Below are 26785 nucleotides of genomic sequence, written 5' to 3' on the forward strand. Positions count from 1 at the left end.
GTGGACGGTTCGTGGGCGCTGAACCCGGTCGTTGAACTGCGCAAGTTGTTCGAGGATTTGCCCACCGTGGTGCGGCGCCCGATCGAACTGGTGGTCTTCGGGGGAGACCTGCCGCGCGCCGACGTGTCCGGGATGCGGTGGATGGCCGCGGAGCTGCGGGCCAAGGCCGCCGCCATGAACGGTCACGCGCAGGACGCGGAAGAACTACTGGCGCAAGAGGATTCGCTCGGCGCGCTGGGTGACCGAGTGCGCGAGGTATTGCATCTGCAACACGAGGGCGCGGCGAGGCTGCGGGAGGAAGCGCTGGCTTTGGCCGATCAAGCGCACGCGGCCGCCAACGATGCGGAGAAGACGCTGTGCGTGATGTTCGTGTTCGGCATCGAACTCGCCTGGCGCATCATCAAAATGCTGTCGACGGCGGCCGCGGCCGGCCCGGCCGGAGAGGTTGCCGCGGCTCCCGTGGTGGATTCGATGCTGATCGAGGGCCGAGGCAAGGTCGCGCTGATGCGCGCGGGCCTGGAGCAGGCCTACAAGGTGGGCGCGGCGAAGACGGCGGCCCGCCTCTCGGCGTTGGGGCCGTACCGGTTGGCGCTCGCGGTCGGCAAGGCCGCCGCGCTGCCCGCGGGTGCGGATCTCGGGGTTCAGCTGATGCAGGTCTTGTCCGGCGACCGGAACACGATTGTCAAGGGCCCGAGCGGGGAGAACCCGACGGGTATCGACGTGAATTCGATCGAAGCCGCAGGAGTGTCGGGCGCCGGTGGCGCGGTGGGCGGCATGTTGGCGCCCAAGGTCTTTCCCCGTCTGGAGACCAACCGCGCGGTGCTCGGGCTGGTGCAGGGGGTTGCGGGCGCGGTGTCCGGTCTGGGTGCGGCGGCGTTGATCACGGGCTGGCCGGAAAACTTCGAAGATGTTCTGGCGTCGCTGCTCAGTGGCGGATTCGCCGGAGTAGTGGATGTCCACGGTGGCGCCCACTCGGATCTCGGTTCTCCGACCGGGGAAGTGGTCGACGGCAGCGGGGCCTACGTCGCTCCGGATCCTTCCACGGTGAGTCTCAGCAAGGATGCCGTGATGCGGCTGGCGGGGGCTCCCCCGGGTACGAAATCGCTGACGCCTCCTCCGTCTGTCCCGGTGGACAGCAATGGCGGAACGACCCCGGATCCCGCGAACTCGGCCGCGCCCGGCCATGCCACGGCCACCGGAGCATCGCAGCCGGGAGGGAACCCGATTTCATCGGGGCCGACGGGAGCGACGGGTGATGGACAGCACGAGCCGGACGAGTCCGGAGACCTGGCGCGGCGCCTCGCCGATTCGGCATCGGGTGCGCAGGCGCCGGCCCCGGATGAAGACGCGAACGATCAGGCGAGTGCGGACAGACAACCGGGCGAGCCCAATTCGCCTGCGCGGCAAGGCGACCGCGCGACGGCAGACCGTGCCGGCGATCGAGAGCCCGGTGTAGACCTTCCCGCCGGTGCTGATGAGCCCGCTGGTGGCGGTTCGCAGGCCGGTGAGGGTGTGCAGGGCGGTAATGGCACTGCACAGACCAGTGATCCTGCGCACGCCGGGGCTGGCGCGCAGGATGGTGCTGGCGCGCATGGCGGTGGGGCACAGGCTGGTGGCGCCGGCGATGCGCAAACCGGGAACGGCGGGCAGGCCGGTAGTGGCGACGGTGCACAAGCTGGCAATGGGCCGGCCGGTGGTGGGGTTCACGGTGCTGGCGGTGGTGGCAATGCGCAGTCCGGTGATGGTACGCAGGGTTGGGGTTTGGCTTCCGGTGTGGTCCTGTCGAGCGCGGGCGGCGACCACTCCGGTTCGGAACCGCAGCAATCGGCAGATCACGGCGCGGACGACGCGCATGCGGTCGGTGGCGTCCGGAGCGCCCGGGCTCCGGACGGCGACGGCCCGACTGGACACGAGCCGGCGGTCGCGCGGCCGGGGCGTGGGTCGGCGAAGGTCGATCTGCCGGTGGAGGTGGGTGATGCGTCCGGCCGCCACGGTGCGGGTGGTGAGGGACCGGCCCGGGTCGCGGCACCGAAGCAGGCGGACATACCGCCGGCGCACGAGCCGCCGTCTGTGGAGCACGCCGAGGATGCGGTGCCCGCTGACGCGCCTCCGTCCGGGTCCGACGGATCCCACCGCCCGGTGGAGGAGCTGGCACAGGAGCTGGTGGGGTTGCCGTCAGCGGATCCGGCGACGAAGCGGGACCTAACCGCCGAGCAGCAGACGCAGTTCAAGGCTGCGGCGAAGAAGGCGCTGGCGTTGTATCGGCTGCGGCAGGAGGAGTTGGCCGGTGAGTCGTGGGGGCAGCGCAGGCACGCGATGGAGCATGGCGATCGGGTGGAGTCGCTGCTGCGGTACATCGACGCGGTGCGTGAGGGGACCGGGAAGACGCCACGGTGGAATCAGATCAAGGCGTTCCTGCTCGGCGAGCACGGGTTCATGCGTCAGATGGGTACGGGGCAGGGCAAGTCCATGGTCGGTGCGCTGGATACGTTGGGGCAGTTGTCGCGCGGGGAGCCGGTGGAGCTGGCGAACGGCAAGTCGGTGCGGGTGCATCATGTGATCACCACGACCGAGGTGCTGGCCAACGAGGGGGTCCGGGAATTCGCGCCGATGCTGCGCAGTCTCGGGTACGAGGTCGCGCGCTGGGATCCGCACAATCCTCCGGGCGAGGCAGAACACCCAACCGTGTACTACATGACCTACGACGAGCGCGCGACCGCCGAGCTGTTCGACCGGCCGCCGCCGGGAAAGACCGCGACCATCGATGAGGCGGACGCGGTGCTGGTGCACAACCAAACGGTGCATTACCAGTCCGAGGGGCAGCGGGAAATCGCCTCAGAGGTGGAGGCCGCCGGGGTGTACCGGGTGCGGGACTTCTTGAAGGCCGTCTTGCGCAGCAGAATCACGGCGGCGAAGGACTTGTCGGTCCATCTCGAAGAGGCACTCCACGATGGGCCGTTGACGGCAGCGGAGGCAGGGGCGGTACGGGCGCTGTCGCCGGAGGAGATCGGGGCGGCACGAACGCTCACGGCGCGGTCGCTGCGCGAGCAACCCGAGCAGTGCCTCGACACGGCGAGCCGATTGTGGCAAAGCTATGCCGGGCGGAAATTCACCGCCGAGGAAACCGAGATGGCCCGCGCTTTCCTGGACGTCAGGGCGGGCAGGTTGAAACTGAATCGGGATTTCCAGATCTTCGGAAAGGATTTCGAGAAAAAGGTACAGATTCTCGATGAGTACGGGAAGCCGCGCAGCGATCCGAAGATCGGCACCGAGAGCCGGTGGTTCGGAGGCCGCCACAAAATGGTGGAGGCAATGTTCGGTGCCCCGGTGTATTCCGATGGGACGGAATCGAAACAGGTCACCGTGGAGGACGTCCTCGGCGGGTACGAACAGTTGCATCTGATGTCGGGCACGCTGGAGCGGAGCGCGGCGGAGATCAAGGAGAATTTTCCGGTCCACGGTGGTTTGGCGAAGGTGGAGGACTTCGGCCGGTCGAAACTGGTGGGGGAGCACGATCGGATATTCCTCACCGAGCCGGAGAAATTGCGGGACGCGGTGAGCCGGGTGCAGCAGTTGCAGGCCGAGGGACGGCCGGTACTGGTGATCTGCCCGTTCAACGATCTGGCTCGGAAATTCTCGCTGATGCTCACCAAGGCGGACGTGGAACACAATGCGATCGACGCCCGGTGGTTCGCCGAGCACCGCGACAACAATGCCGCCGAGGAAAACCTGCTGTCGGTCAAGGACACCGCGGGGGTTCGGGGCGCGGTGACCGTCGGCACGGGCATGCTGGGCCGAGGTTTCGACGTGTCGATCAGCGACGAGGTCAATCAGCTGGGCGGAGTGCACGCGCACATGCTGGGTCGTTCGCCGACCAATCCGGACGAAGACCATCAGCGGTCGGCGCGCGCCGGCCGCAACGGCCGCAACGGCAGCTTCTGTTTCAACGTCGCCGCGTCCGACCGCCTCTACAGCGAGGCGCAGCATCACGGTGCGCGGGTCGCAATTACCCACTATCGCGCGGCGGTGGCCAAACACGCCGAGGCCACCGCCGAATACACCGAAGTCGCCCGTCAGCTGGGCAATACAGATGCGGTTCAACCGGGCGTGCAGGTGGCGCGGACCAAGGTCGCGGCCACCGCGGCCGATGTCGCCGCGGCCGAACGGGAGATGCGCAGCCTGACGTCCCCTCTGCAGAACGACGCGGCCGACCGCACGTATCTGCAGCGTGCGATGCGCCGCGCCAACCAGGCCCACGCGCCCCCGTCCGCAGGAGATGCCGCATCATCGCCCCAGACCACCCTCGCTGCGGGCCTCCACCACACCGGGCCGGACACTGCCCGTACTGCGGCGGGTTTCGGCCAGGCCAGAGCAGACACTGGCCAGACCAGTTCGGACGCCGGCCACGCCGGGGCGGATATGGACCGCGCCGCGATGGAGGCCGTGCACGCCGGGCCTGACGCCGTCCAACCGCACCTGCGCGGGGACCGGTTCGCGCGGCTGGCCGGCTGGCTGGGGGTCCCCGCATCGGTCCAGGCGGCCGCGGCCGTGTTCGACACCGACGATGACGACGACCCGTTGAGCCGACTGCTGGAACGAGCAGGCATCTCCTCCGCTGCCGTGGAAGCGCTGAACCAGCACCTCGACTTCGCCCCGCCCGCCGCGGTGATGCGGGCGGACGCCCTCACCGACGAGCAAGCGCTGAATCATCTGACACCGCAGCGCAACCGGCTGGCCGCCGAACTCGGCTGGGAACCCGCCCAGGTCGCCGGCGCGGAGGGCGTGCGCCAGGTCGGCACCGCCCTCGACACGGCCCGCAAAGAGCTGGCGGACCTGCTGGACGTTCCCGAAACCGAGGTGAACGCCGCCACCGCCCGCGACGGGCTCGCCAGCGCGGTTGCCCGCCTGCTCGCCCCCACCGAAACTGTCGACGACCCGGCCGCCGAAGTCCTCGTTTTCGCCGCCTCCACCTACCTGGCCGTCACCGCCCTGCTCGACCTCACCGCCGCCATCCACCAGCGCAGCCCGAAGAGCTGCGTCAACAACGGCGTGACGATGATGCGAGTGCTGTATCCCGACAACGAGCACGCCTACCACATGCCGGATGACATGCCACTGCGGGGCCACGACGCCGAAGCCGCCGAGCGGGCCTTCGGCGGTGCCTTCCGGGCATTCGGCTCGCTGGACGAGGCCGCCGAATCGCTGAAAGAGTGGCCCGGGGGGAGCCAGGCGCTGGTCTACAAGTGGATGAACAACGGGGCAGTCGAAAGCCACCTGGTGCTGCTGGTCAACGACAGTGACCGGGCAGATGCCCCGAAACTGGTTGTCCTGGACATAGCGGCCGCCCCCGGAGAAGCTCCTCTCACTCCCGCCGATCTGGCTGAACCCCGCGCGCTGCTGAACAAAGCCGTCCCGTTGCAGCAGTGGCAGCGCGAACAGCAGCCGTTCATCGACCAGCTCGACGAGGCGGACCGGGACATCTTCGCAATCGAATTCGACAGTACGGGCGAACCCCTCGCCCGCCCGTCCACGACGCAACGCCCGGTCGTCTCCTCTCAGGGCCCCGGTTTGTCCTCGCCATCGCTGTGGTCGAGCCGTGCGCCACCTCTTCGACGGGGCCGGTTCGCACTGGCAGGCCATCGCGCGCCGGGTGACGGTGGGGCTCCGGAGAGTATCCGCGCGAACACTCCCACCCCCGAAATCCAGCGGGGGCCCGAGGCCGTGTCGCGGTCGGGGCGACACGTCGTTCCCAACAGCAGCCGACCACCATCGGATCCGGGTGTCCGCTCCGACGCAGACGTCGGCGGGCTTGTCGGGCAGCGCTTTCCCGGTATCCGGTCGCCGGATGCCGGTGTGCTGGCGAGGCATGTCGATGCGGTAGGTGTCGAGCGGTTCCTGGCGGTCAAGGATGTCTCCGCCAGGGGTGGGCCGAGCTTGTGGCGACTGCCGTCCGCGCGCGAGGCGGCGGCGTTGAATGTGCAGGCCACGACTGTGTCCCACAGCACCGAAGCCGGCATCGCCGTTGTCGAGGCGTCCGAGCGGACGGGTGCGGGTGCCGACAGGGGCGAGCTCACCGACGCCCAGTGGCTGACCCACGGTGAGCTGGACGTTCGAATCACCAACCGGCAGGTGCACGGCGAGTTCGCGCAGAGCTTTTCCGCCGGTCTGGAGGCGCTCGATCGGGTGCCTGCGCCGGCGGGCGCCGCGGCAGAAGTCGCGCGGCTGGGATCCCGCCTCTCTTTGAGTAACGATGACGTCGAACGGCTGACCCGTCGGATGGTCAGGCGACCAGCCGACGACCAGGATAAGATCGTCGGTTATCTTCGCGACCTCGCCGATAGCTTCGAGATCAACAAGATGACGGCCGAGGTCTACGCCGACGATGGGTACCGCGACCGGCTCGACAATTGTCTCCGCATGCAGCAGGTTCGGATCGCTCTCGCCGCTCATCCCGATATCGTGGACGCGATTCTGACTCCGATGTCGGAAGTCATCCTGTTCGAAATCGTGCACAGCCCGCACTGGACCGGTGCCACCATCGGAAACGCTATCGAATTCCTGGTCAGACCTCAGATCGCCGCCGCGCTGCGAAAGATACATCGAAGCAATTCTCACTTCGCGCCGTATGTCGCACGAAGGATGTCGAAACCGATTGCGACCGATCTCGACCGCGTCGGTTGGGAGCTGCGCCGGATTGCGGAGATACCGGCCGACACTGTGGATTCACGTTTGCTCGATGGGTTCGGCAGATATGTGTCGCCGACTCAGCTCGCTGACATCCACCAGCTGATTGCGGGCGGCTCGTCAAGTGGTGACCAAGTGACCGTCCAAGACCGAGCCTGGGAATTCCTGCTCACTCTCGAGGATTTCTCCCCGGGTGGGGCCCGGCAGAAGTTCGCGGACCTGTTCCTCGAGGCGGGCCAAATCGCGAATATCCCGAAATATGTGAGTTCGGAGGTGACCTTCACCGCGCAGCGGCTGCGCGACGTGGAAGACATCTACCTCGGCGGGCCGCACGGCGGCGATTTCACCCACTACGTGGAGAAGGTCGGTGAGCAACTTCCCAGCCAGCGCCCGCCGACGATACGCACCGCGATGGAGTTCGTCCGCGAGGTGACGCCGGAGTTCGCCCGATGCCTTCGCGATCTGCTGGCAGACGGCGCTCACGGAGCCGAGCGACAGGCGCTCGGCTTGCGGCACACGGGTGACGCGGGCTTCCGCGAGTTGAAGGAGATCGCGCGCTCCTTCGTCACCGAAGTGAAGAGCGCGGTCATATCGGCCGAAAGCCTCGCGAAGGTGCAGTCTTCGGAATTCCTCGCCCGGTTGCTGACCGACGTCACCCACTACGACACTTCCGGGTGGGGGCCCCGTGGCATCGCGTCTCTACGTGAACTGCTCGGCTACCACAATCGGGCGGCGGCGGAAGGCCGCATCGCACCGATGCCCGCGGAATATCGACCCAGCGGCGTGCTCGAGGTCGCGAAACTGCGGACTCGCGACACCGAGTCCCGTCCGCAATGGACCGAAGATCTACTGACACGCTTCGCCAGATTGTCGGAGAATCTGCAGGACGCACGCTCGGCGCTGACCGGCGTACCGCGGCCGTTCACCTATCTGCTCGGGAAGCTCGGCCGGGGCATCGCCGAGCACATCGAGGCATTGGAGCGTTCCCTCCGCTCGGGAGTACTGGCCGACGGTTCGCCCATGAACGGCATCGCGCGCCGGAATATGGTGGCCCGGTCGCAGGAGCTGAAGGAACTCATCACACCCGAGACCGAAGGCGCGCAGCAATTCCCGGCGCTGCGTTCGCTACGGGATTTCGAACAGAATTTTCAGCAACTGGCACGTATCGGCGAATTGCATGACGACCTGCGGACGATCTGTTTCGCATGGGCGATGCGTCAGCACCCGGAATGGGTCGACAGACTGGGAAATCTCCGGTCCGACGAACCGACTCTGGAGGACGTCAGTCTCGTCCGGGATTTCGTGGAGCACATTACCAACCAGGAGGTTTTCGCACACTATTTCTCGAACCGGAAGGGCGCGAACATATTCCGCAGAATGACCAGTGTCGCGGCGTTGGACGAAGCAATATTGCGCACCCAGGGCGTCGGAGTTTCGAGCGACACCACTCGGCTGCAGTTCGTTCCGACGCGGGGTTCGCTGCTCGAACTTTCCGGGCATATCGCCAGCGCCTGTTGGGCGGGTAAGTATCCGTCGGTTGCCGCGGCCATGCCGAATATGACGGCCGTCATCATGGTCCGGAATCCCGACGACCCTGGCCGCACCGCGCTGGCCGGGGCCGGTCTCCTTATCGAGACCACCAGCGCAGCCGGTGAACCCATTCTCCTGGTACGCGGTCTCAACCCGTTGGAGACGTATATCAACCACGTCTCCGTCGCAGATTTCTATAGCAAATTCACCGACTGGGCGCAGGGGATCGCCGCGGCCCGTGGTCGTCGCCTGGCCATCGTCATCGACGGCCGCGCCGGCGGTGCCGCGACGAATCGCCCCGTGTTGTTCGGGCATCTGGCGGCGGAGCGCCGGAAACTGACTCCGGTACCGGTCGATCCGAGGGATACCGAATTCAACGGTTATAACGTCACCCAATGCGCGTACCTCGTCGGCGCCCTCGAGGAGCGGGAACAGCGCGCCGGGCCACGCGGCACCGGCGGTCTCATCGGCAGTCGGCCACCTTCCGATCCGGTAGGCGGCGCGGAACGGAGAACGGCGGAGACCGGTACGCCGGAATCGGGTCGGCCGATCGACGTCGGCGAGCTCGGCGGGGTGCTGGCCGAGCACGGCGTTGTGGTGGGACGTGCGGCGGCGGCGCGGGTATTGGGTTCAGATTTGTCGGGTGGCCAGGATGTCATCGAACTGTCGGTTCCGGAGTGGGTGTACCGGCAGTGCGAGTCCCAAGACTGGGCGCCGGACGACGAACAGCGCTCGGTATTGGTGCGCGGCCGGTTCCGGGTGTCGGTGGGTTGGCCCGGTGTCGGGACCGGCATGGTGTCACATGAGGACCTGGCCGGCCGGTCGTGGCAGCCTGCCGGGGGTGGATCGAAGGTCGCTCTGCTGGCCGATGTCTATGCCTGGATGCAGGAGACGCAGGACCGGGCGTCGGTCGACTGGATCAAGGATCACCTGCTGAGTCCGGTGTGTCCGCCGCTGCCCGCCGAGGTGATCGCGCGCGAGATCGATGAGGTGACCGAGATCCTGCAGTCGCGGGTGCCGCGGCAACAGCTCGGCGATCCCGCCATCCGGCGCGTGATTCGGCTGGCTGCCGAGGGACTTTTCGTCAACCGGACGCTGTACGGGCATCCCGACGTCGGTCGCATCAACCATCTTTACGACGATGCCTTCGAGTTGCGCGAGTTCGGGGTGGCGGCTTTCTATCACAACGGCATGAGTGTGGCCGAGGACCTGCGCCGCATCGTGGACAACGGTGCGCTGCAGGGCGCCGACCCGCGCGAGATCGTGGCAGCGATGGCCGCGGATGCCTGGAGTGACACCGTCTACGGTGGCGGGCGGCGCCGCGATAATCCGCAGCGCTATGACGAGTTGGCCTCGGCGGAACTGCTCCATGCCCGTGCCCTGTCGCACGGCTGTGACGCGAGCACCGCTCGGACGCTTGCGTTCGCGATCAACGGCACCGGATTCGACGAGCGGATCGGCACCCAGATGATCGCGGCACCCGCGGCGGTCGAGGAGATGCGCACGCGGTGGGCGATGACCGACGGCGAATTCGCGAAGGCGACGCGCATCGCGCGGTGGGTCGCCGCGGCGGATCTGCAGGGATTGTCGGAGCCCGACGCGGTCGTCCGGAGTATCGAATTGGCGCTCGAGGACCTGATGTCGCGGCGCTTCGACCCGGCACGCATATTCGGGCGGGTCGTGTCCGAATGGGGTGCTCGGGTCAACAGCGTCGACGAGGCGTTGCGGCTGGCGGACCGGTTCGGGCGCCTGATGCCCGAAGACAGTCACATCACTGTGCGTCAAGCGTTCATCAACCATCTGCGCGGGAGTGTCCGCTTCGTTCACCCCGACAGCGGATACCGGCCGCCGGACGGGTGGCTGCTGGCCAACCGGGACATACGCCGTGACCATGCCGCGAAGCTGCGGGAGATCGCCGACCGTTTGGCGAGCGATTCGGGGTATACGCCGCTGGACGCCTATCGCGACGCCCGGGCGCATGCGGCCGAGATGCAGGAGGAGTACGGCGGTTTCCGCTGGCAGCTGGTCATCCGGCCCAGCACATGGGACGCGATCGCCCTCGCCGATGCGGTCGCGGTGCGACTGCCGGAATCGGAACGCTCGGGGATGTCTCGGGACATCATCGATGCGATACCGCGTATGGCGAATCTCGCCCGATCCTGCGCCGGGGACGACGCCGTATTCGTTGTGACCTCGTCTCAGGACACCGACGGCCGACCCCGGCTGCTCGCGCAGCTGGACTTCACCAGGCCGGACGAGGCGGATCCAGCGCCGGGTGCGACGGTGGAGGATCTGCGTCGCGAGCTGGCCGAGGTGGATTGCCGGATCGAGGTCGAGACCGCCGATCCCTTGCCGCAAGGGCAGGTTTGGCATCGTCTCCGGCTCGACTTCACCAGGCAGAGGATTCTGGTCTGCTGCGGCGAGTGGGGGACGAGTGGATCCGGTATGGGCACCTTGACCGTGGCGCTGTGCCAGGCCCTGGCCGAGGCCGGGCACGAGGTGATCGTCCGGGCAGGACAGGTGGGCAGCGCCCCCCGAATTCCTGGAGTCACGGTGGTCGGTCACCGCGACAGCGGTTCGTTCGCCGGCACGCGTGAACGGATGCTGTCCGACTGGGATGAGTTGCCGGAATCGATGGATCTGGTGATCGTGCACGGTGCGGCGGACGGCCTCGCGGCCGCGCTCGCGGCTACGGAGAAGTATCCGGGTGCGAAACTCGTTCGCGTCAACCATTTGACACCGATGCTGCGGGAAACGCTCGGAAACAATCCGGAACGTGGCCGCGCCAAGGTCGCGGCCGATGTCTACTTGGCGCGGCGGGCACATCTGGTGACGGGACTGGGGCCGGTGCTTGCCACGGACGCGCTGTCGGCGGCCGTCATGGCGGGGCACGGCTCAGTGCACGAACTGCAGCCGGGCTTGGTGATGGCCGAGCAGCCGCCGGTTCCCTCTCCCGGTGACCCGGCTCGGATTCTGTTGTTCGGCCGGCCGGACGACCCCCTGAAGGGCGTGGTGGAAACCGCCCGCGTGGTGCGGCAGCTGCGGGCTCGCGGGCGGGATGTGCGGCTGATGGTGCGGGGTTATCCGCGACGCGGCGTTGAGTCGGCCCGCGCTGAGCTGGTCAGGCTGGTTGGCGACCCGGATGCGGTCGAGGTTGCGCCGCGGACATCGAATCGCGCGACGCTGCAGGCGGATATCCGCTCGGCAACGCTTGTGGTGATGCCGTCGCGTGCCGAGGGGTTCGGTCTGGTCGCCACCGAGGCGATCGAGCAGGGTGTGCCGGTCGCCGTGCCGTCCTCCAGCGGAGTGGGCCGGTTCCTCGCCGACCTCGCCGAGTACCGCGACCAAGCGGAACGATTCAACCTGGTCGAACAGCATCTCGGTGCGGCGCCGGTGGTCGACACCTGGGCAGCGGCGCTGGGGTCCGTGCTCGACGACGTACCCGGCGCCTGGGCGGCGGCCCGTCGATTGCAGGAACTGCTGCGGCCATTCACCCGCAAACGCAGCGCGAAAATGCTCGTACACGCCACCCTGAACACCGACCCGCATCCTCGCCCGGCGATCCGGCCGTCCCGGACCGAGGTGGCGATAGAGAACGGGCACGTGGTGGCGCGCGGCGAGGAGACCGACTACGAGCGGATACTCGCCGTGGCCGATGCAATGGAAACCGATCCCGCGGTGCGGCGGGCCGTCATGGGCGGCACCGTCGTCGAGTTCGCACCGTCGCGGGACCCGCTGCCCATCCGGCTCGCGGCGGCGGACGTCGACGAGTGGCTGTTCGATCTGTCCGTGAGATCCGCTGTGCGGCAGGATGATCCGCGCGCGAGCATCCTACAGGCGTTCGTCGCGACAGTGTCGAGGCAGGGATTCGGCGCAACCACGATCGACGACGTCTGCCGGCGTGCGGGGATCCGCCGGGACGCCTTCCGCGACCAATTCCCGACCACCTACAGCGCCTTGGTCGATGCGCACCGGGAGGTCCTGAGCAATCTGAACGAACTGGTCGTCGACGAGGTGCGTGCGGTGCCGGCTTCGGACCGCGCCGCCCGCGTCGCCACCGCGGTGAACACGTATGTGAGCGCCCTGGCCGCCCGTCCGGCCACGGCGCGCATGCTGCTGGTCGAAGGGTTCGCCGCAGCCCCGGGAGGGCGCGCCGAACTCGGAGTGGACGTGACGAACGAGATCGCCGCCACGCTCGCGACCGTGTTCGACGAGCCGATCACGCCGACGCGGGCGCGTCGCGCCTTGGCGGCAGCTGCCCACGGCATGCTCGCCGACTGGGCCGCGACCGGCGACCCCACCGCCGTGCCTGCCCTCCGGCGAGATCTCGCCGATCTGCTTCGGAACGGCACGACGACAGCGTCCGCGGACTCCGCCGCTACCGACACCGCGGCCCACCTTCCGCAGTCACCCCGGGAACCGCACAGCCGCCCGGCAGAACGGGCGGAACCGGGTGAGCGGGAACGGATTTTGACGCAGCTGATCGAGGTCACGGCCGAACAGGGCTACACCGAGATGTCTCCGGAGACCGTCCAGCGGCGTGCCGAGGTATCGCCCCGGACATACCGGAAGTTGTTCTCCGACAAGCGGACCGGCTTCGAGGCCGCCTGCGCCGCAGCCGTCGAACGCGTGCGCGTCGCCGCCCGGGCCGCCATGCCCGATACCCCGGGCGACGACGTGCAGTCGCGGTTGCAGGCCGCCGTCCGCGCCTACCTCACCGCCCTCGCCGAGTATCCGGACGAGGCCCGTGTCCTGCACCTGAACCTGTTCGCACCAGGCCCCGGGGCAAGCTCGCTGTACGACCCGCACCGGGCGATGCTGGCCGCGCACCTCGCCGAGGCGGTCGGTGGTGGGGTCGACGCCCGCACCGGCGGGCTCCTCGCCTCCGCCGTCACAGGAGTCGTCACCGATCGGATCCTTTCCGGCCGGACCGCCAGGACCAGAAACCGACGATCTGCCGACGCCGAGTCCGAGCGCATCGCGACCCTGCCCGAATTCGCCCCGACGGTGACGGCCGCGGTCCAGGGTCTCCTCGCCGACATCGGCGCGGCCACCGCCACCGGTGGAACGTCCGGACACCCGCCTACCGGACCGGGCCGGCTCGACGGCTATATCGGCAGCCGCCCAGGGGAATCCACGCCTCGGCCGGGCGAACCGTCACAGGGCGAACCGGCCGTGTCCTCACCGGAGAACGCTTCATCCGGCGAGGGCGCGTCCGCTGTTCGCGACTTCCAGGGCTTGGTACTCGCCGGCAGGGAGTCCGGAATAGCGGAACGGTCGCTGGTCGAGGATGCGCCGGGGGTGCGGGTCGAGTCGGTGACCTTCGGAAACGGCACCCGCGCGTTCGCGGAGACGTACCACAACCCGGTAGCCGCTCTCGAGCAGGTGCTACAGAGGGAAGTCGCCGCGATCATGGACGCGCCGGTCGGGCGCGCGTGCCTCATTCTGGAGGACGGCATCGTCTATCGCGAAATCACTCCTGGGCAGCCCGGAGACAGCCCGCGGACCCGGGACCGCGGAATTCTCGGTTCGCGCTCGGCCTGGCGACTCGGCCTGTTCGACGCGGTGACCAGGACCAACCGCGGCGCGCGAGAGTGGAGTGTGGGTCCGGATAACGAGGTTGTGGGTGGACGCGCCCCGTCCGTGATCGATGCGACGCCGGCCGGGGTGTTCGCCGCGATGTTCGTGCGGCGTATCGAGGGCCGTGAGGTGTGGCAGGACCACGGCCTACCGAGATCGGAGTTGGCGACCATCCGGGAGCGGGTGGCCTACCTTCAAACGTGGATCTCGAACCTTCCGGTACCGCAGAAGTACCAGCCCACGCTGAACCACATACACGGTCGGTATATGGAGGCGCTGGCGGAGGCCGAGTGGCACGCCGCCCGCCCCCGGGGCGAGACCTCGCATCGTGCCGGGCTCGACGTCGAAGCGCAGGCCAAAGCGCGGCTGGTCGAGGCATTCAACCTCGACTACCCGCACATCACCATAGCGGGGTTCGAACATCCGGATGTACCGGCCCACGTCGTCGAGGAGATCATCGGCGCACTGGACGAGATGCTCACCAGGTTTCCGGGCCGTACCAACATCCGGGGACTGTGGATCGATTATCTGGGTAACGAGGACGCAGGCGCCGCATCCTTCGCCCAGCGCGATTCCGAATCGACGTTTCGAACCGTCGGGATACAGTTCAGCCTGCGCAATGTGAGCAGGCCGGTATGGACTGTCGAACGCGGTATCGAGATGCGTGAGCGCGGTATCAATCCGATCGGTGACAAACCGTTCTACCATGATGCTGTCCACGAATTCGTCCACGCGATCGATGCCGTGGAGCTCCTGTCGGTGACCCTGCGGCAGGTGCTGGAGGACACCTGGTCCCGGCTCCACGAACTGGGCCTGGTCCGTGAACCCGAGCAGGCCTGGCTCGCGCGACTGCCCGTGTACGCCTTCGTCGACGAAACCAAGGCGCAGCTGCGTGAATACGAGGCCCTCGCCGTCGGGTTCGCCGAGGCGGACATCCATGGCGTGCCGATCGGCACACCGCAGTGGGCGATCCACAAGTACGTCACCACCGGTCGGCCACCGCAGATCACGCCGGACCTATACATCGATCCCAAGGCGCAGGAGAATCAACTCACCTCGGCGTCGGCCCCGCACCCGCAGGGGGGCGACGCCGACCTGACCCGGCCGTCTCGTGCGCCCGATCCCGGCGCGGTGCCATTCGGATCGGAGGCCGTCGTCCCGGTCCTCGGCGGCGGCCAGGGACCGCCGGGTTTTCTGCAAGAACAGCGGGGCTTGCAGCGCCAGAACGAGGCGGCGGTTGTCCTTGCTCAGGCCGGCTTCCGGGTCGAGCAGCACCCTGTCGAATCCGGCGCGCGTCTGCCCGACTTCCGTATCGAGGGACGGATCTTCGACTGCTACTCACCGGCTACCGGCAGGGTCAGCAACATCTGCTTCGAAATCCGCCGCAAGGTGCATGTGAAACGCCAGGCCGAGCGTGTCGTGGTGAACCTGGCCGACTCGGCCGCAGACCCGGTCGAATTGAGTCTGGCACTGCGTCGGCACCCTATCCCGAACCTACGCGAAGTACTGGCTATCGATCGGCTCGGCACTGTGCTGCGGCTGTCGCCGGGACCCGTGACTGTAGTCGAGAGCCAGCCGGACACGGGCAACGACGGATTCATCGGCAGCCGTCACCAGGAGCAGTCCGACCCGTCGCCGGGCGCCTCGCGGGATGGAGGTCCGGACACAGGGCCTGAGGAGTCGGCTGAGCGGCGGGCCGACGCCGCTTCCTTCGACGTAAGGGGCTCGTCGACCGTCGGCGCGGACGATCCTCATGCTGTGCTGCGGACGGAGGATGCGGCAGAACCGGTCTTCCTCGACATGCGGGAACGTCTGTTCGGCCGCAGCGATCGCGCTGCGCGCGAAGCTTGGGGGCGCGAGCTCATGGAATTGACAGAGCTCGGCTACGGTGCGCAGGCGGATCGCCATCTCGAGCGTGTCTTGGGCCTGCCGCCCTATCGGTACCACGATGCACCGGCGGTAGGGCGGCCGCTGGCGCCGTTCGACGGGCTGTCTGCGGTGATGGCAGACCGGCCGGATGTTCACGCGCCGGAGCCGTCGCGACTGGTTTACCTCACGCCGGTAGCGAACGCATTGAACCTGACCGCCGACGATGTGCTGTACGACATCGGCTCGGGCCTCGGTAAATCCGGCCTGTTCTTCGGGGCTTGCACCTCGGTCGGACGGGTGGTCGGGATCGAGATAGAGCCCGCATACGCGCAGTATGCCGATGCGCGCGCCCGCGCGCTGGGCCTATCACACGTGTCCTTCGTCAACGAGGACGCACTCGATGTCGATCTTTCCGACGGCACAGCATTCTACTTTTACAACCCGTTCAGCTCGACCGAGAACACGGATGCCGTGGGCACACTTGCGGAGCGGTTAGCGGAGTTGGGTGCGCAGAAGCCCATTCAGGTTGCCGTCAAGGGCCGGGACCTGCAGACGCGCTTGCGGGAAAGCGGCGTGTTCTCCGCGGAGACCGTGCTGGAGGACCCGGCCGTCTGGGTCGTGTTCCGCAGTCCGGCAACGGGTGACAGCCCAGGTCCCTCGGGCTTGATCGGCAGCGGGCCGTCGAAGGAGTCCGGACAGGCCGATTCCGCACTGTCGGTGCCCGACGCCTCGCGGAGCGCGTGGCTCAAGGGCCTGCGGCTCGAACGGGGGCTGAAGCAGAAGGAAGTTGCGCAAGCGGCAGGCCTGACCAACGCGGCACTGTCCAAGATCGAGAGCGGCAAACCGACGTCGCTCGGCACTTTTCAGCGGATCTGCCGCGCATTGGGAGTCGAGGCCGAAGAGCTGACCGAGGCTACTCGGCGGTTCTACCCGGATGCCGAGCTGGAAACCGATGCTGCTGCGCATGTTTCGCCGGGTGGTTGGGTTGCCGCTCTTCGCAATACCAAGGGCATGACCAAGGCGGACATCGCGCGCGCGGTCGGTGTGACGCCGACGCGGATTTCGGAGATCGAGAACGGCGATCGCCCGCCGCCGAAAACGTTCTGGCGGATTGCCCGAGCATTGGGCGTAGGTCCGCAAGCGCTGGCAGCGGCGACCCGTAGCCTCTATCCGGATCTCGAGCTCGATCTCGATCCGGCCGCGCACGATCCCGCGTCACCCGGTAACTGGATCATGGCGCTGCGCCATGACCGGGATATGACCCAGGCCGAGCTGGCCCGGACCGCGGGCACGTCGGCAGGATATCTCGCCGGAATCGAAGGCGGAGAATATACTCCGAACTCGATCATCTTCCGGCGGATCTGCCGGGCACTGAGTGTCGAGCCGGAACTCCTCGGCGTGGCGACGCACCATTTCTATCCAGATCTCGAGCTCGATCTCGATCCGGCCGCGCACGATCCCGCGTCACCCGGCAGTTGGATCGTGGCGCTGCGGCACGACCGGGATTTGCCTCAAATCGAGTTCGCGAAAGCAATCGGGCCCGGCTGGGGTCGGCTCTCCAATATCGAGACCGGAAACTATGTGCCGAGGTTCGCGGTTTTCCGGCGAATCTGCGAGGTATTGGGAATCGACCACGGACTGCTGCGGGCGGCTACCCGTCACTTCTATCCGCACATCGATCTCGACCTCGAGCCGGCGGCACACGACCTTGGCAGCTGGATTACCGCGCTGCGTAACGACCGAGATATAAGCCGTGCCGAACTCGCCCGTGTAACCGGTCTGTCCACGAAATACCTGGCACAGATCGAGACCGAGAATCGGCGTCCGCGGCTCGGCGCTTTCCGGCAAATCTGTCGGGCGCTGGGAATCTCGGGTGGCTTGCTGATCCACGCGGTGCGGGACTTCTACCCGGATACCACCGCCGATATCGATCCCGCTTCGCACAAATCATTGGGACGTTGGATCGCGGCGCTACGTTATGATGACGGAATATCGGCGACCGAGCTCGCGCGGCGAATTCGGATACCTCGCAGCACACTTTCCAGTATCGAGAACAATCGCTATCTGCCGCGGCTGAGCAAATTGCGGCAACTGTGTCGAGCGCAGGGCGTCGGTGGCGAGTTGTTGCTGGAGATCGTCGAGCGATTCTATGCGGATCGATACGAGCGGTCCGGCTATCGAGACGAAGAAGAACTGTTCAAACGGTATGTCGTGACTCGGGTGCGTTCGCCCGAAGAAGCAGAGGTCCAGAACGAGATTCTCGAGAGATTCGCCTGGGTCCCGAAGGCGGTAGCACGTCGCGAACCTCCGGATATTCGTGACGATGCGGTACAGGCCGCGTGGATCGGGATGCTCGGCGCGATCGCCGGCCACGTTCCGTCTGCGTCGTTCGCTGCCCACGCGTGGGCCAGTTGCCGCGCAGCGGTGTTCCGGTACCGTCTCGCGCTCCGATTCCCTGATCTCGACACCCGCACACGAAAGATCGTGAGCACGGTCGAAGCGCAGATCCACAGGATGGTTGCAGCGGGTGTAGCGCTCGAGGACACCGAGATCGCGCGCGGAGCGGGATTGAAGGTGGCCGATGTCGCGCTGGCTCGGGAGATCCTGGCTCGGCCCACCCTGCGGCTGGATGCCCCGATCAGCGGCAAAGACAGGTCGCGGCACCTGGACGTAGCCGATCCGGTTGCCGCCGGGTTCTCCGACACCGACTTCGCAATGACGGTCCGCGCCGCACTGGCCGGTTTGGCCGACCCCGCCACTGCCGAGCGGCTGGTCATGCTTCATCTGGTCGAGGGCACACCCTTGGCTCGCGCCGCCGAACGGCTGGGGTTGCCCGCCGCTGCCGCGGCAGACGTTCTCGCCGACGTGATGGCCCGATTGCGCGGGGCGTTCGACCATCGTGAACCGGCCGACCCCACCGCGAGCGAGCAGCCGCGGCCGACGCCGTGGAGCAAGGCGAGGGCGGAGCCCGATCAGCCGGCGAATCCTCCACCGGTGGCGCCCGACGATTCCGCGCCAGGCGAGGGCGCGCCCAGGCCGGGCGGATTCATCGGGAGCAGACCATCCGAACCAAATGAGTCTTCACGTAGGCCTGCAGCGAAGGAGACGCCGCAGACGACGCCATGGTCGCGGCTCTCGGACGGTGACGCACACGGCGGTGTCGGCGGCGAGGATGAAACGGCCGAGATGGTCGCGTCCGGCACGGCGGGATCCCGTGCGGCATCCGCGTCGGCCCGTATCGTGGAGCGCTTGCTCGGGTACTTCACCCACAGAGACATGGCCTACTGGTGCCAGCTGACGCCGGACAGTCCCTTCCCCGACTGGGCCTGGTCGAGTGACGAACAGCTTCCCGCCCTGGCGCCGGACCTGCCGCTCAGCTGCATCGACATGGTGGTGTATGCCGCTGTCGCCGTCGGTGCACTCGGCCGCGAGCAGGTCCGCGCGATCTATAACTGGGCCGACCCCGACGACTTCTCCCGGCGCTGGGTGCACGAACTCCCCGGGCTCCTGGTCCCGGCCGGAGGGCAGCTGCTATCGGACCAGGACACGGGGTCACGTCCACAGCCCGGTGACGTGGTGATGTGGTTCGGCAGCGATGAGCCGGGCGGAGTCGAGCGGGTTATGCATGTCGCGGTGGCGGCCGGCCGAGCCGATCGGACGGCTGATTCTGCCTCCGTGCTTTCGTTCGGCGCCCGTTGTTCTTGGCTGCTGGCACAGCCGCGCCGCGGCGAGACCAGATTGAGCGGGGTCGAAGTCACGACAATCGCGGACATCAGCAACGCAATGCTGGCGAACTGGTCGCATACGGTACGTGTCGAGTTCGGACCCGGTCCGTGGACACAGCGACCGGCGATCGGCGGGGAGCTGCGAGTGCCACCGAGCCGGGAATCGCGGGCCTTGCGGCCGTTCAACAAGAAGAATTGGCGCCGTGAATTCCCGGGCTTGGCCGAATGGGTGCGAGGACGGCCCGACGTACAGCGATTGACCGCCGCGTTCGACGAGTGGGAGCGGGCCGAGGGCGCCGCGGGTGCGCCGACGCGACTGGTCGAGATGGTCGACGCCGCCGTGTCGAGCACATGGATCGATGAGGCGCTGCGGTTGCCCGGGGCGGTGCCGATCGTCGGACACCCGCAGGTGGCGCTACAGGTGGACCGGAGCGACAATCCGATCGGTCTGAGAGTCGCGAGCATGGGCGGGCACGGCCGTGTCCTGCGCAAGCTGTTCACCGAACACCCGGACGTGCTGGACACGATGCCGCGCCATGGTGGCCGCCTGCGGATCGCCTACGACGATGTTGAGCTGCGGGTCGATGGGGTTGTTCGCAGTGCGCATCTCCAGCCCGACAATGCCGATCCGAGCCGGAAACTGATCCCGGGCCGGCTGCTGGATGAGTATCTGCGTCTGTCCAGTGCGGGAGCGCTCGATAAGCCGGGGACAAGGCCCGGGAAATCACCGAAACGGCCGAGCTTCGAGCAGTGGATCCAGGGGCTCCCGCCGAGCGTGTTCAAGGGCCCCGGTGACTCGTCCTACACCATGACCACCCACGGCCATATTCTGACCGACCGTGCGGTCGAGGAGGGGTGCCGACCGCTGCGGGCGAGTGAGTCCGGCGATCCGCACAGTGCGTTGGCGGCGCTGCGCCGGGTGGTCCTTCAAGCCCCGGACGATGTCGCCCACCCCGCGCCGTTCCTGGAACAACCGGCACCGTTGGCGGAACGCTCCAGCGAAGTGCTCGACCTCGGTGTCATGTCGGCGCGTGTCACGGTGGGGAAGGACCCATCGGGCAGGTGGCGTCTGCTGGTGCCGTCCTACTCCGACTTCTACCCGGGCGATGTGATCGCACACTGGTGCCGGCACCTGCATGCCGGCAGCCGCCGCCGGTTGCTGAACCTCATCTGGAGGCAGCTGAACGGCCGAGGGGGCGCCGCACCCGCAACCGCCACTGTTGGACCCGGCTACATAGGCAGCCGCCCGACGGACTCCTCCGATTCGGCACCGCCGGTGCTGACACCACAGGAGAGATCGGCGCTGCGAGCGGAGCTGGCCGCATTGCTACCGGTGGATCGGGACGAGGAGCAGCAGGTGCTGGTGGGCCCGGGACCGGGCACGGTTCTGGAGCGGCTGCTGACCGAGGAGTTCGCCGCCGACCCGCTACGACCGGGCAGCTACGAGGCGGTAACGGAAGCCATCGCCGACACGGTGGCGACCGCATTCGGTGAGCCGCCCACGCCCGGCCGCTGGAACCTGGTGGCGGCCATTCACGGCATCCTCGCCGATTGGGCCGTATCCGGCGATGGCAGCGCGCTGCGCCGACACATCGCCGATCTCGTGGGACATGGCGTGCGGACAACTGCTTCGGGCCACCCCCCGCCCGCCGGCACCAGACCAATTGGTGGGCAATCGGTTCCCCGATCCGATGCCGAACCCGAGCCCGGCGCCATCGGGCCGGAGTACCGCGAGCTGGGCGATTCGATCCCCGGGACCGCACCGCCTGACGATGCGCCGCCCGGTTGGCTGCCGTCGGCGCAGGTGCCGCGCACGGTCGTGTCGCTGATTCGCGGGCTGTCGAAGGAGGGCATGACGCGAGTGCTCGCGGAACCGGCGCGGGCACGGGCGGTCATCGCCGAGATCGGCCAGCGGTTCGCAGAGACGGATCTCCCGGTGCGCGTCGGCGGTGTCACGCGGCGGCTGACGGAGTTGTTCCCGCCGGATGAGCTTGCCTATCTGCAGTATTCGCTGGAGCGGTCGATCGCGTCGGGATGCTTGCAGTACAAGCTGACCGAGACAGCGTTGCAGCAGATGATGAGCCACCCAGAGCGAGTAACCGCGGCACTGCGGGCAACGTATTCGGAGGTCGAGCCGGGTTATTTCGCGTCCTGGCTGGACGACGACTACGTCATGCACGGCCGCGACGGATACCCCCGCGACAGCGGCCAGCATGCGTTCATGCAGGCGGCAGTCGAGCATCTGACCGCGGTCTGGAATTCGGTGGACGAGCCGGTATGGCAGGACCTCGCGGCCATCAAGGATGAACGCTCCCGCGACCGGGCACCGATGCTGAACTCGATTCCGCCGCACCGACGAGCTGAACTCGACCTACCCGCCCACTCGGTCGACGAATTCTCGATATCGGGCAACAATACGGTGCTCAGCGCCGCGACCAACATGGGCAGCGTGCAGATCGTACTGCGGGGCTACCTCGAGAGCCTCGCCGAGCATGCCGACGTGATCGAGGGCTGGCCGTGGGCCAGCATCCAGCACGGCGTCCTGGAATTCGCCAGCCGCTTGAGTGTGCTGGCGGGAGTCACCTTCACCACGCTGGGTGACTTCACCGAGCCGCGCGACCCGCCGCGGTTCGCTGTGGAATTCGACCGCGCGAACCAGACGATCACCTCGGTCGCGATCACCGGATCGGCGAAACAGGCACGCGCGGCCGACCGTGGGGGCGTGTGCCCGGGTTTCGTCACGTTCGATCCGGCCGGAGCAGCCCGGGCGTCCACCGACCGGCTCCGGCAGTCACTGGAGGGATTCGACGTCGAGGCGTACCGCCAGACGTCGGGCTCCAAGATCGCCGTGATGGTCGGTGGGTTCCTGCTACCACTGCTCGGACGCGATTTCCCGCAACTTCGACTCACCGAACCGGCCCTCACCGGCCACATGTCCGGCCGCTCGGGCGATCCGGTCCGAGCCGTCCGGCGGCCGACCGGCCACTCGTCCGAACAGCCGGGAGACGACCGACGGGAACACCTTCTGACGCAGTTTCTCGCCGTCGCGGCCGACCGGGGATACGGTGCGATGTCGCTGGAGACCGTGCTGGAGCGCGCCCAGCTGACGCGCCGGACGTACTTCCGGATGTATTCCGGTAAGCGCAGCGGCTTCGAGGCCGCCTGCGCGGCGGCGATCGACCGCGTGCGGGCCGCCTGTGACGCGGCGATGCCGGACATGCCTGAGCGGCACGGCAGTGTGCGGTCGCGGCTGGAGACCGCCATGCGCGCCTACCTCACCGCCCTGGCCGAGCATCCGGACGAGGCCTGTGTCCTGCACCGCGACCTGCTCGCTCCTGGTCTCGGGGCACGCCCGCTACACGACCAGCACCGGTCCATGCTCGCCGAGCACTTCGCCCGGGCGCTCGGTTCCATCGACACACGCACCGGCCGCCTGCTCGCCTCCGTGGTCACCGGCATCGTGACCGATCGGATCCGGGCCGTGGGTGCCGGACGCCGATCGATCGCGAACTTGCCGGACCTCGCACCAACGGTCACGTCCTTGGCCCAAGCCCTCCTCCCTCGCGGGACCGAGGTGATCGAGACGGGCCGGACGGACAGCACGGGAGACTCCGGGAAATCGAACATCCGACGAACCACCGGACCTGACGGATTCATCGGCAGCCGGCCCGGTGGCGGTGATGAGCCAGCCGATCCGGTGCGGCCGCAGGAGCCGGCAGGTGCCGGAGCGGATGGTCGCGTCGAGCTCATCGGGCCGGTCGATGCGCGTGCTGGGCTGCCGACCTACACGCCGCCCGGTGCGGACCTGCGTATGCGGGCTGAGCGGGTGTTGCGTGAGCACCTGGGATTCGGGGCGAGCCCGGAGGATCTGGTGTACCGATGGCGGCGGCGGCGAGCGGCCGCGAACCGTGCGGTTGCCGTCCGGGAACGTGCGGAGCACGCAGCCGAGAATGCGCGGCTCGCGCGGCGTCTGAGCGTGGACGAGCTGCGTTCGCTGGTGCGGGTGTGGTCGGAAATTGTCGGCAAAGCGGACGGATTCCCGAGAGATGTACGCGACCAGGCCAATCGGTGGGCGTTTGCGAAAACGAGGGCCGCACTCGGCGACACGGCGGCGACGATCCGGCCAACCGCGTTGCAGCGGGCGCTGCGGGAGTATCTGCTGAATGTCGAGGACTTGTTGATCCGGGCGCGCCAGCGGGCCGCGACGGTCGAGACTCCCGGAGTGCCGGTACCGACCGTGCTGCTTGAGCAGTTCGATGCGGACCGGCTCGGCGCCGGCTCGATCATCATCTCGTTCGGCAGCGAAGATCCCGTGGCGGAGGCGTGGCACGTGGACGGCACCGCCGGCGACCTGCGCCGCCTGGATCAGCGAATGCAGTTGGCGTGCAATCACTATGAGGCGGCCGTACGGGAAAACCCGGATCGCCCCGTCAGGGTGGTGGTGTGGTCCGGGACTGATGGTCACCGGTTGGCCGGGGATATGGCGGCACTGTACGCCGACATGGACACCGACGCTGCGTCCCATCCGGCGATTCGGCCGGAACGCCAGCTGGTTGTGCACGGCAACGGCGGTCGGCCCGCGAAGCAGGCACTGATACACGAGTCGGCCGCTCATACGGTCGACACGGTGGTGGTGTGCGGCGAGTCGAATCTCGGGACGATGCGTGACGCATTGGCGGATATCGCATCGTCCACCGACGTGTACTACGGAATCGCATCGCCGGCGAGGAGCTCCGCAAAAGCAATGGATTTGCCAGGCGTGCAATTCACGTGCCGGTTTCCGACCGGTGATGCGGGAAATACCGGTTCCGTTCTGAAGGATATGCGCGATATGGCGCAGAGATACGAGAAGGAGCCATTCGAGGCGGGCAAGCCGATCGATGACGAATTCCTCCTGTATGTCGACGACCGCACCAAGGTGCCCACGGAGTCGCTGGACAATATGAGCCGCATTCTTGCCGGCTGCCCGGATCGGGTCGCGCGGCATGATGACGCGCAAGGTGCGCGGGTGCGCTTCACCGACTTCATTGCACGCACCGCCGATGAGCAGATCGAGTCCGCCTATATTGATATCCTGCCGCGCGATCCGAACACCGACGTGCCCACATTGGTCGAGACCGGTGGCGACGGTGCACTCGCCCGAAGCGCGATCGCGAAGCGCGGCGGTCGGGATCTGGGGCCCGATGTCCTACTGCATAGAGGTCTGCCGGACGATTTCACCAGGGCCAGCCGGCTTGCCGTCGACAACATGCGGTGGTGGAACGCACTGCACCACGACGAGCAGCGCGCAGTCGTGGCGAGGCATCCCGAAATCATAGGCAATGCCCCGGGCATTCCGTCCGAGGTGGCGAACTACGCGAACGATTATTGGCGATATGCCACTTCCTCGGCTATCCACGCGAAAGGTAGCAGGAAAGCCGGTCGGACGGAGCGCCAGATTTTCAGAAACCTCTACGCCGTCGACGAGGCACTCACGCGCTCGGTCACGGTGCACCGCGACATCCCTGCGCCGATCGTGTCGACTGTGAGGTTGGACCCGGAGGCGTTCGGCGGCAACGGATCCGGCACGTTCGTCATCGGCAACTGCCGACTGGAGGACGCCGAACACGTGGTCTGGTACGTGGATGGCGTCAACACGCGGCTGCAGTCGGCACCGGCCCGGCTGGCGAGTGCGCGGAATCTGTACGAGGAGCTGGTGCGGGCGGATCGCTCGACCAAGGTCGCGGTGGTGTGCTGGATCGGCTACGAAGCCCCTGCCAAGAACAAGGAAGCGTGGGCTGCCAGGCCTGAGCTCGCCGAGGCCGGTGGGAGGCTGTTCGCGCGTGATGTTCTGGCCTTCCGCGCGGTGAGCAAGGCGAAATTTTCCGTGCTCGGTTACAGCTACGGAACCCCGGTTGTGTCCGACGCGACCGTCGGTGGGCGACTGGATGGCGTGTTCGGCAACCGCGCGATCGTAGGGTCGCCCGGGCGTGGCCGACGCTACGACAGCGCGACCGATGCCAGTTGCCGCAATACCTGGGTGCTAGCGCAATCCGACGACCCGGTCACCGGTTTGGGCGGCGATTCACCGGAAATGCGTGGCCGGTTGCTCGGTGACGGCCCATTGGGGCTCGGGACCGATCCGGCAACGGACGTCAATGCGACGCGCGTACGTGCCGAACGCGGTTTCCCGCACTCGCTGGCTCCCTTCGACGGGCATGGCGAGTACCTGCAGTATTCATCGGTAGGTGCCGCGCAGCCCACGGAATCGTTGCGTTACGTCGCGTGGTGCCTTGCCGGCCGGGGTGCTGAGGTGCCTACCGAGCAGCATCGGCCTACCGTCGAGAATCCGACAGCGATGCATCGCATTCGTGCCGTGTTGGTCGATGCCGCGCGTGATCGCCGTGCGCCGCAATTGGCCGCGGCACTCGACGAACCCGCTGGAGTAGGAGCAACCGATCCGTTTGGTGGACGGCGGACGCGTCCAGCCGATCCCGGCAGGGCGGCAGCGAGAGCTCCCGATGCGGCTCGTGTGGACATCAGGATCGCAGTACACCTCGGGGGAGGCGGGCTAGCGGATGACGGGCGGGCGTTGACCGACGCGCTCGCGCTGGGAGTGAACGCGGTCGTCGTGGAGGTGGGCCGGGCCGCCGCCGACGTGGCTGCTCTCGACGCCGTATGCCGGTCGGCGGCCTTCGCGGATGCGGCGCTGTCGGTGGAGGTGCCCGCGGGGCCCGCCTGGTCCGATTCGGAGGTCCGCGCGCAGGTGGGAGCGATCGCGGGCATGCTGGAGCGGCACGGCGTGCGCGGCGAGCTACACGCGGTCGACCTGCGAGTATTGGCAACGGCCACGGAGCTGGCACCGGATTGTCGGCGCGTGGCGAGGATCAATTCGCTGACGGTGGCCATGAGGGGGATGCATGGCGCCACCGGGTGGATGGCTCGCGCGCTGCGGCCGGGTGCCAGTGACATCGATGCCATCATCGAAGATGTGCGCCGCGTGGGGGCTACCGGTCTCGCGGTCACGTACCCACTGCTGTCCGAGGGCTTCGTGCGGCGAGCCGACGAGGCAGGCATGTGTCTGGCCGTATGGGGCGTAGCCGGTTCCGGCCGGATGCGTGCGGCGATCACGCTGGGCGTCGGCGAGATATCGACGAGAAGCGGGGAACATCTCGCGCTTCTGCGCGCCGAGGTCGCCGAAAGCGGGTTCCGGATACCCGAAGCGTTCTCGCGTTCGACGCCACCGCCGGACGGGTCGCCGAGAGCCACGCCGTGGTCCGGGTTCCTGGGCCGATGACGGGTCTGGGAACCAGATAGCTAGTGCCCGTGTCTGGTCAATCCCGCCCCGGGCGCGGCGCACGAGGGGCAGGGGCGCGAGATGCTCCCTGCTTCTCGATATGGCTGACGGCCCGCAATGG

At 67.6% G+C, this 26785-nt stretch carries 1 protein-coding gene; it reads left to right on the top strand.

The window, feature by feature from the left end:
• Positions 1–26664, top strand: coding sequence for a helix-turn-helix domain-containing protein (locus AB0J47_RS15490; protein WP_364345762.1), 26664 nt, complete (start codon positions 1–3; stop codon positions 26662–26664).
• Positions 26665–26785 lie beyond the last annotated feature (121 nt).

It is taken from the genome of Nocardia sp. NPDC049737 (assembly GCF_040674755.1).
Taxonomy (GTDB): domain Bacteria; phylum Actinomycetota; class Actinomycetes; order Mycobacteriales; family Mycobacteriaceae; genus Nocardia.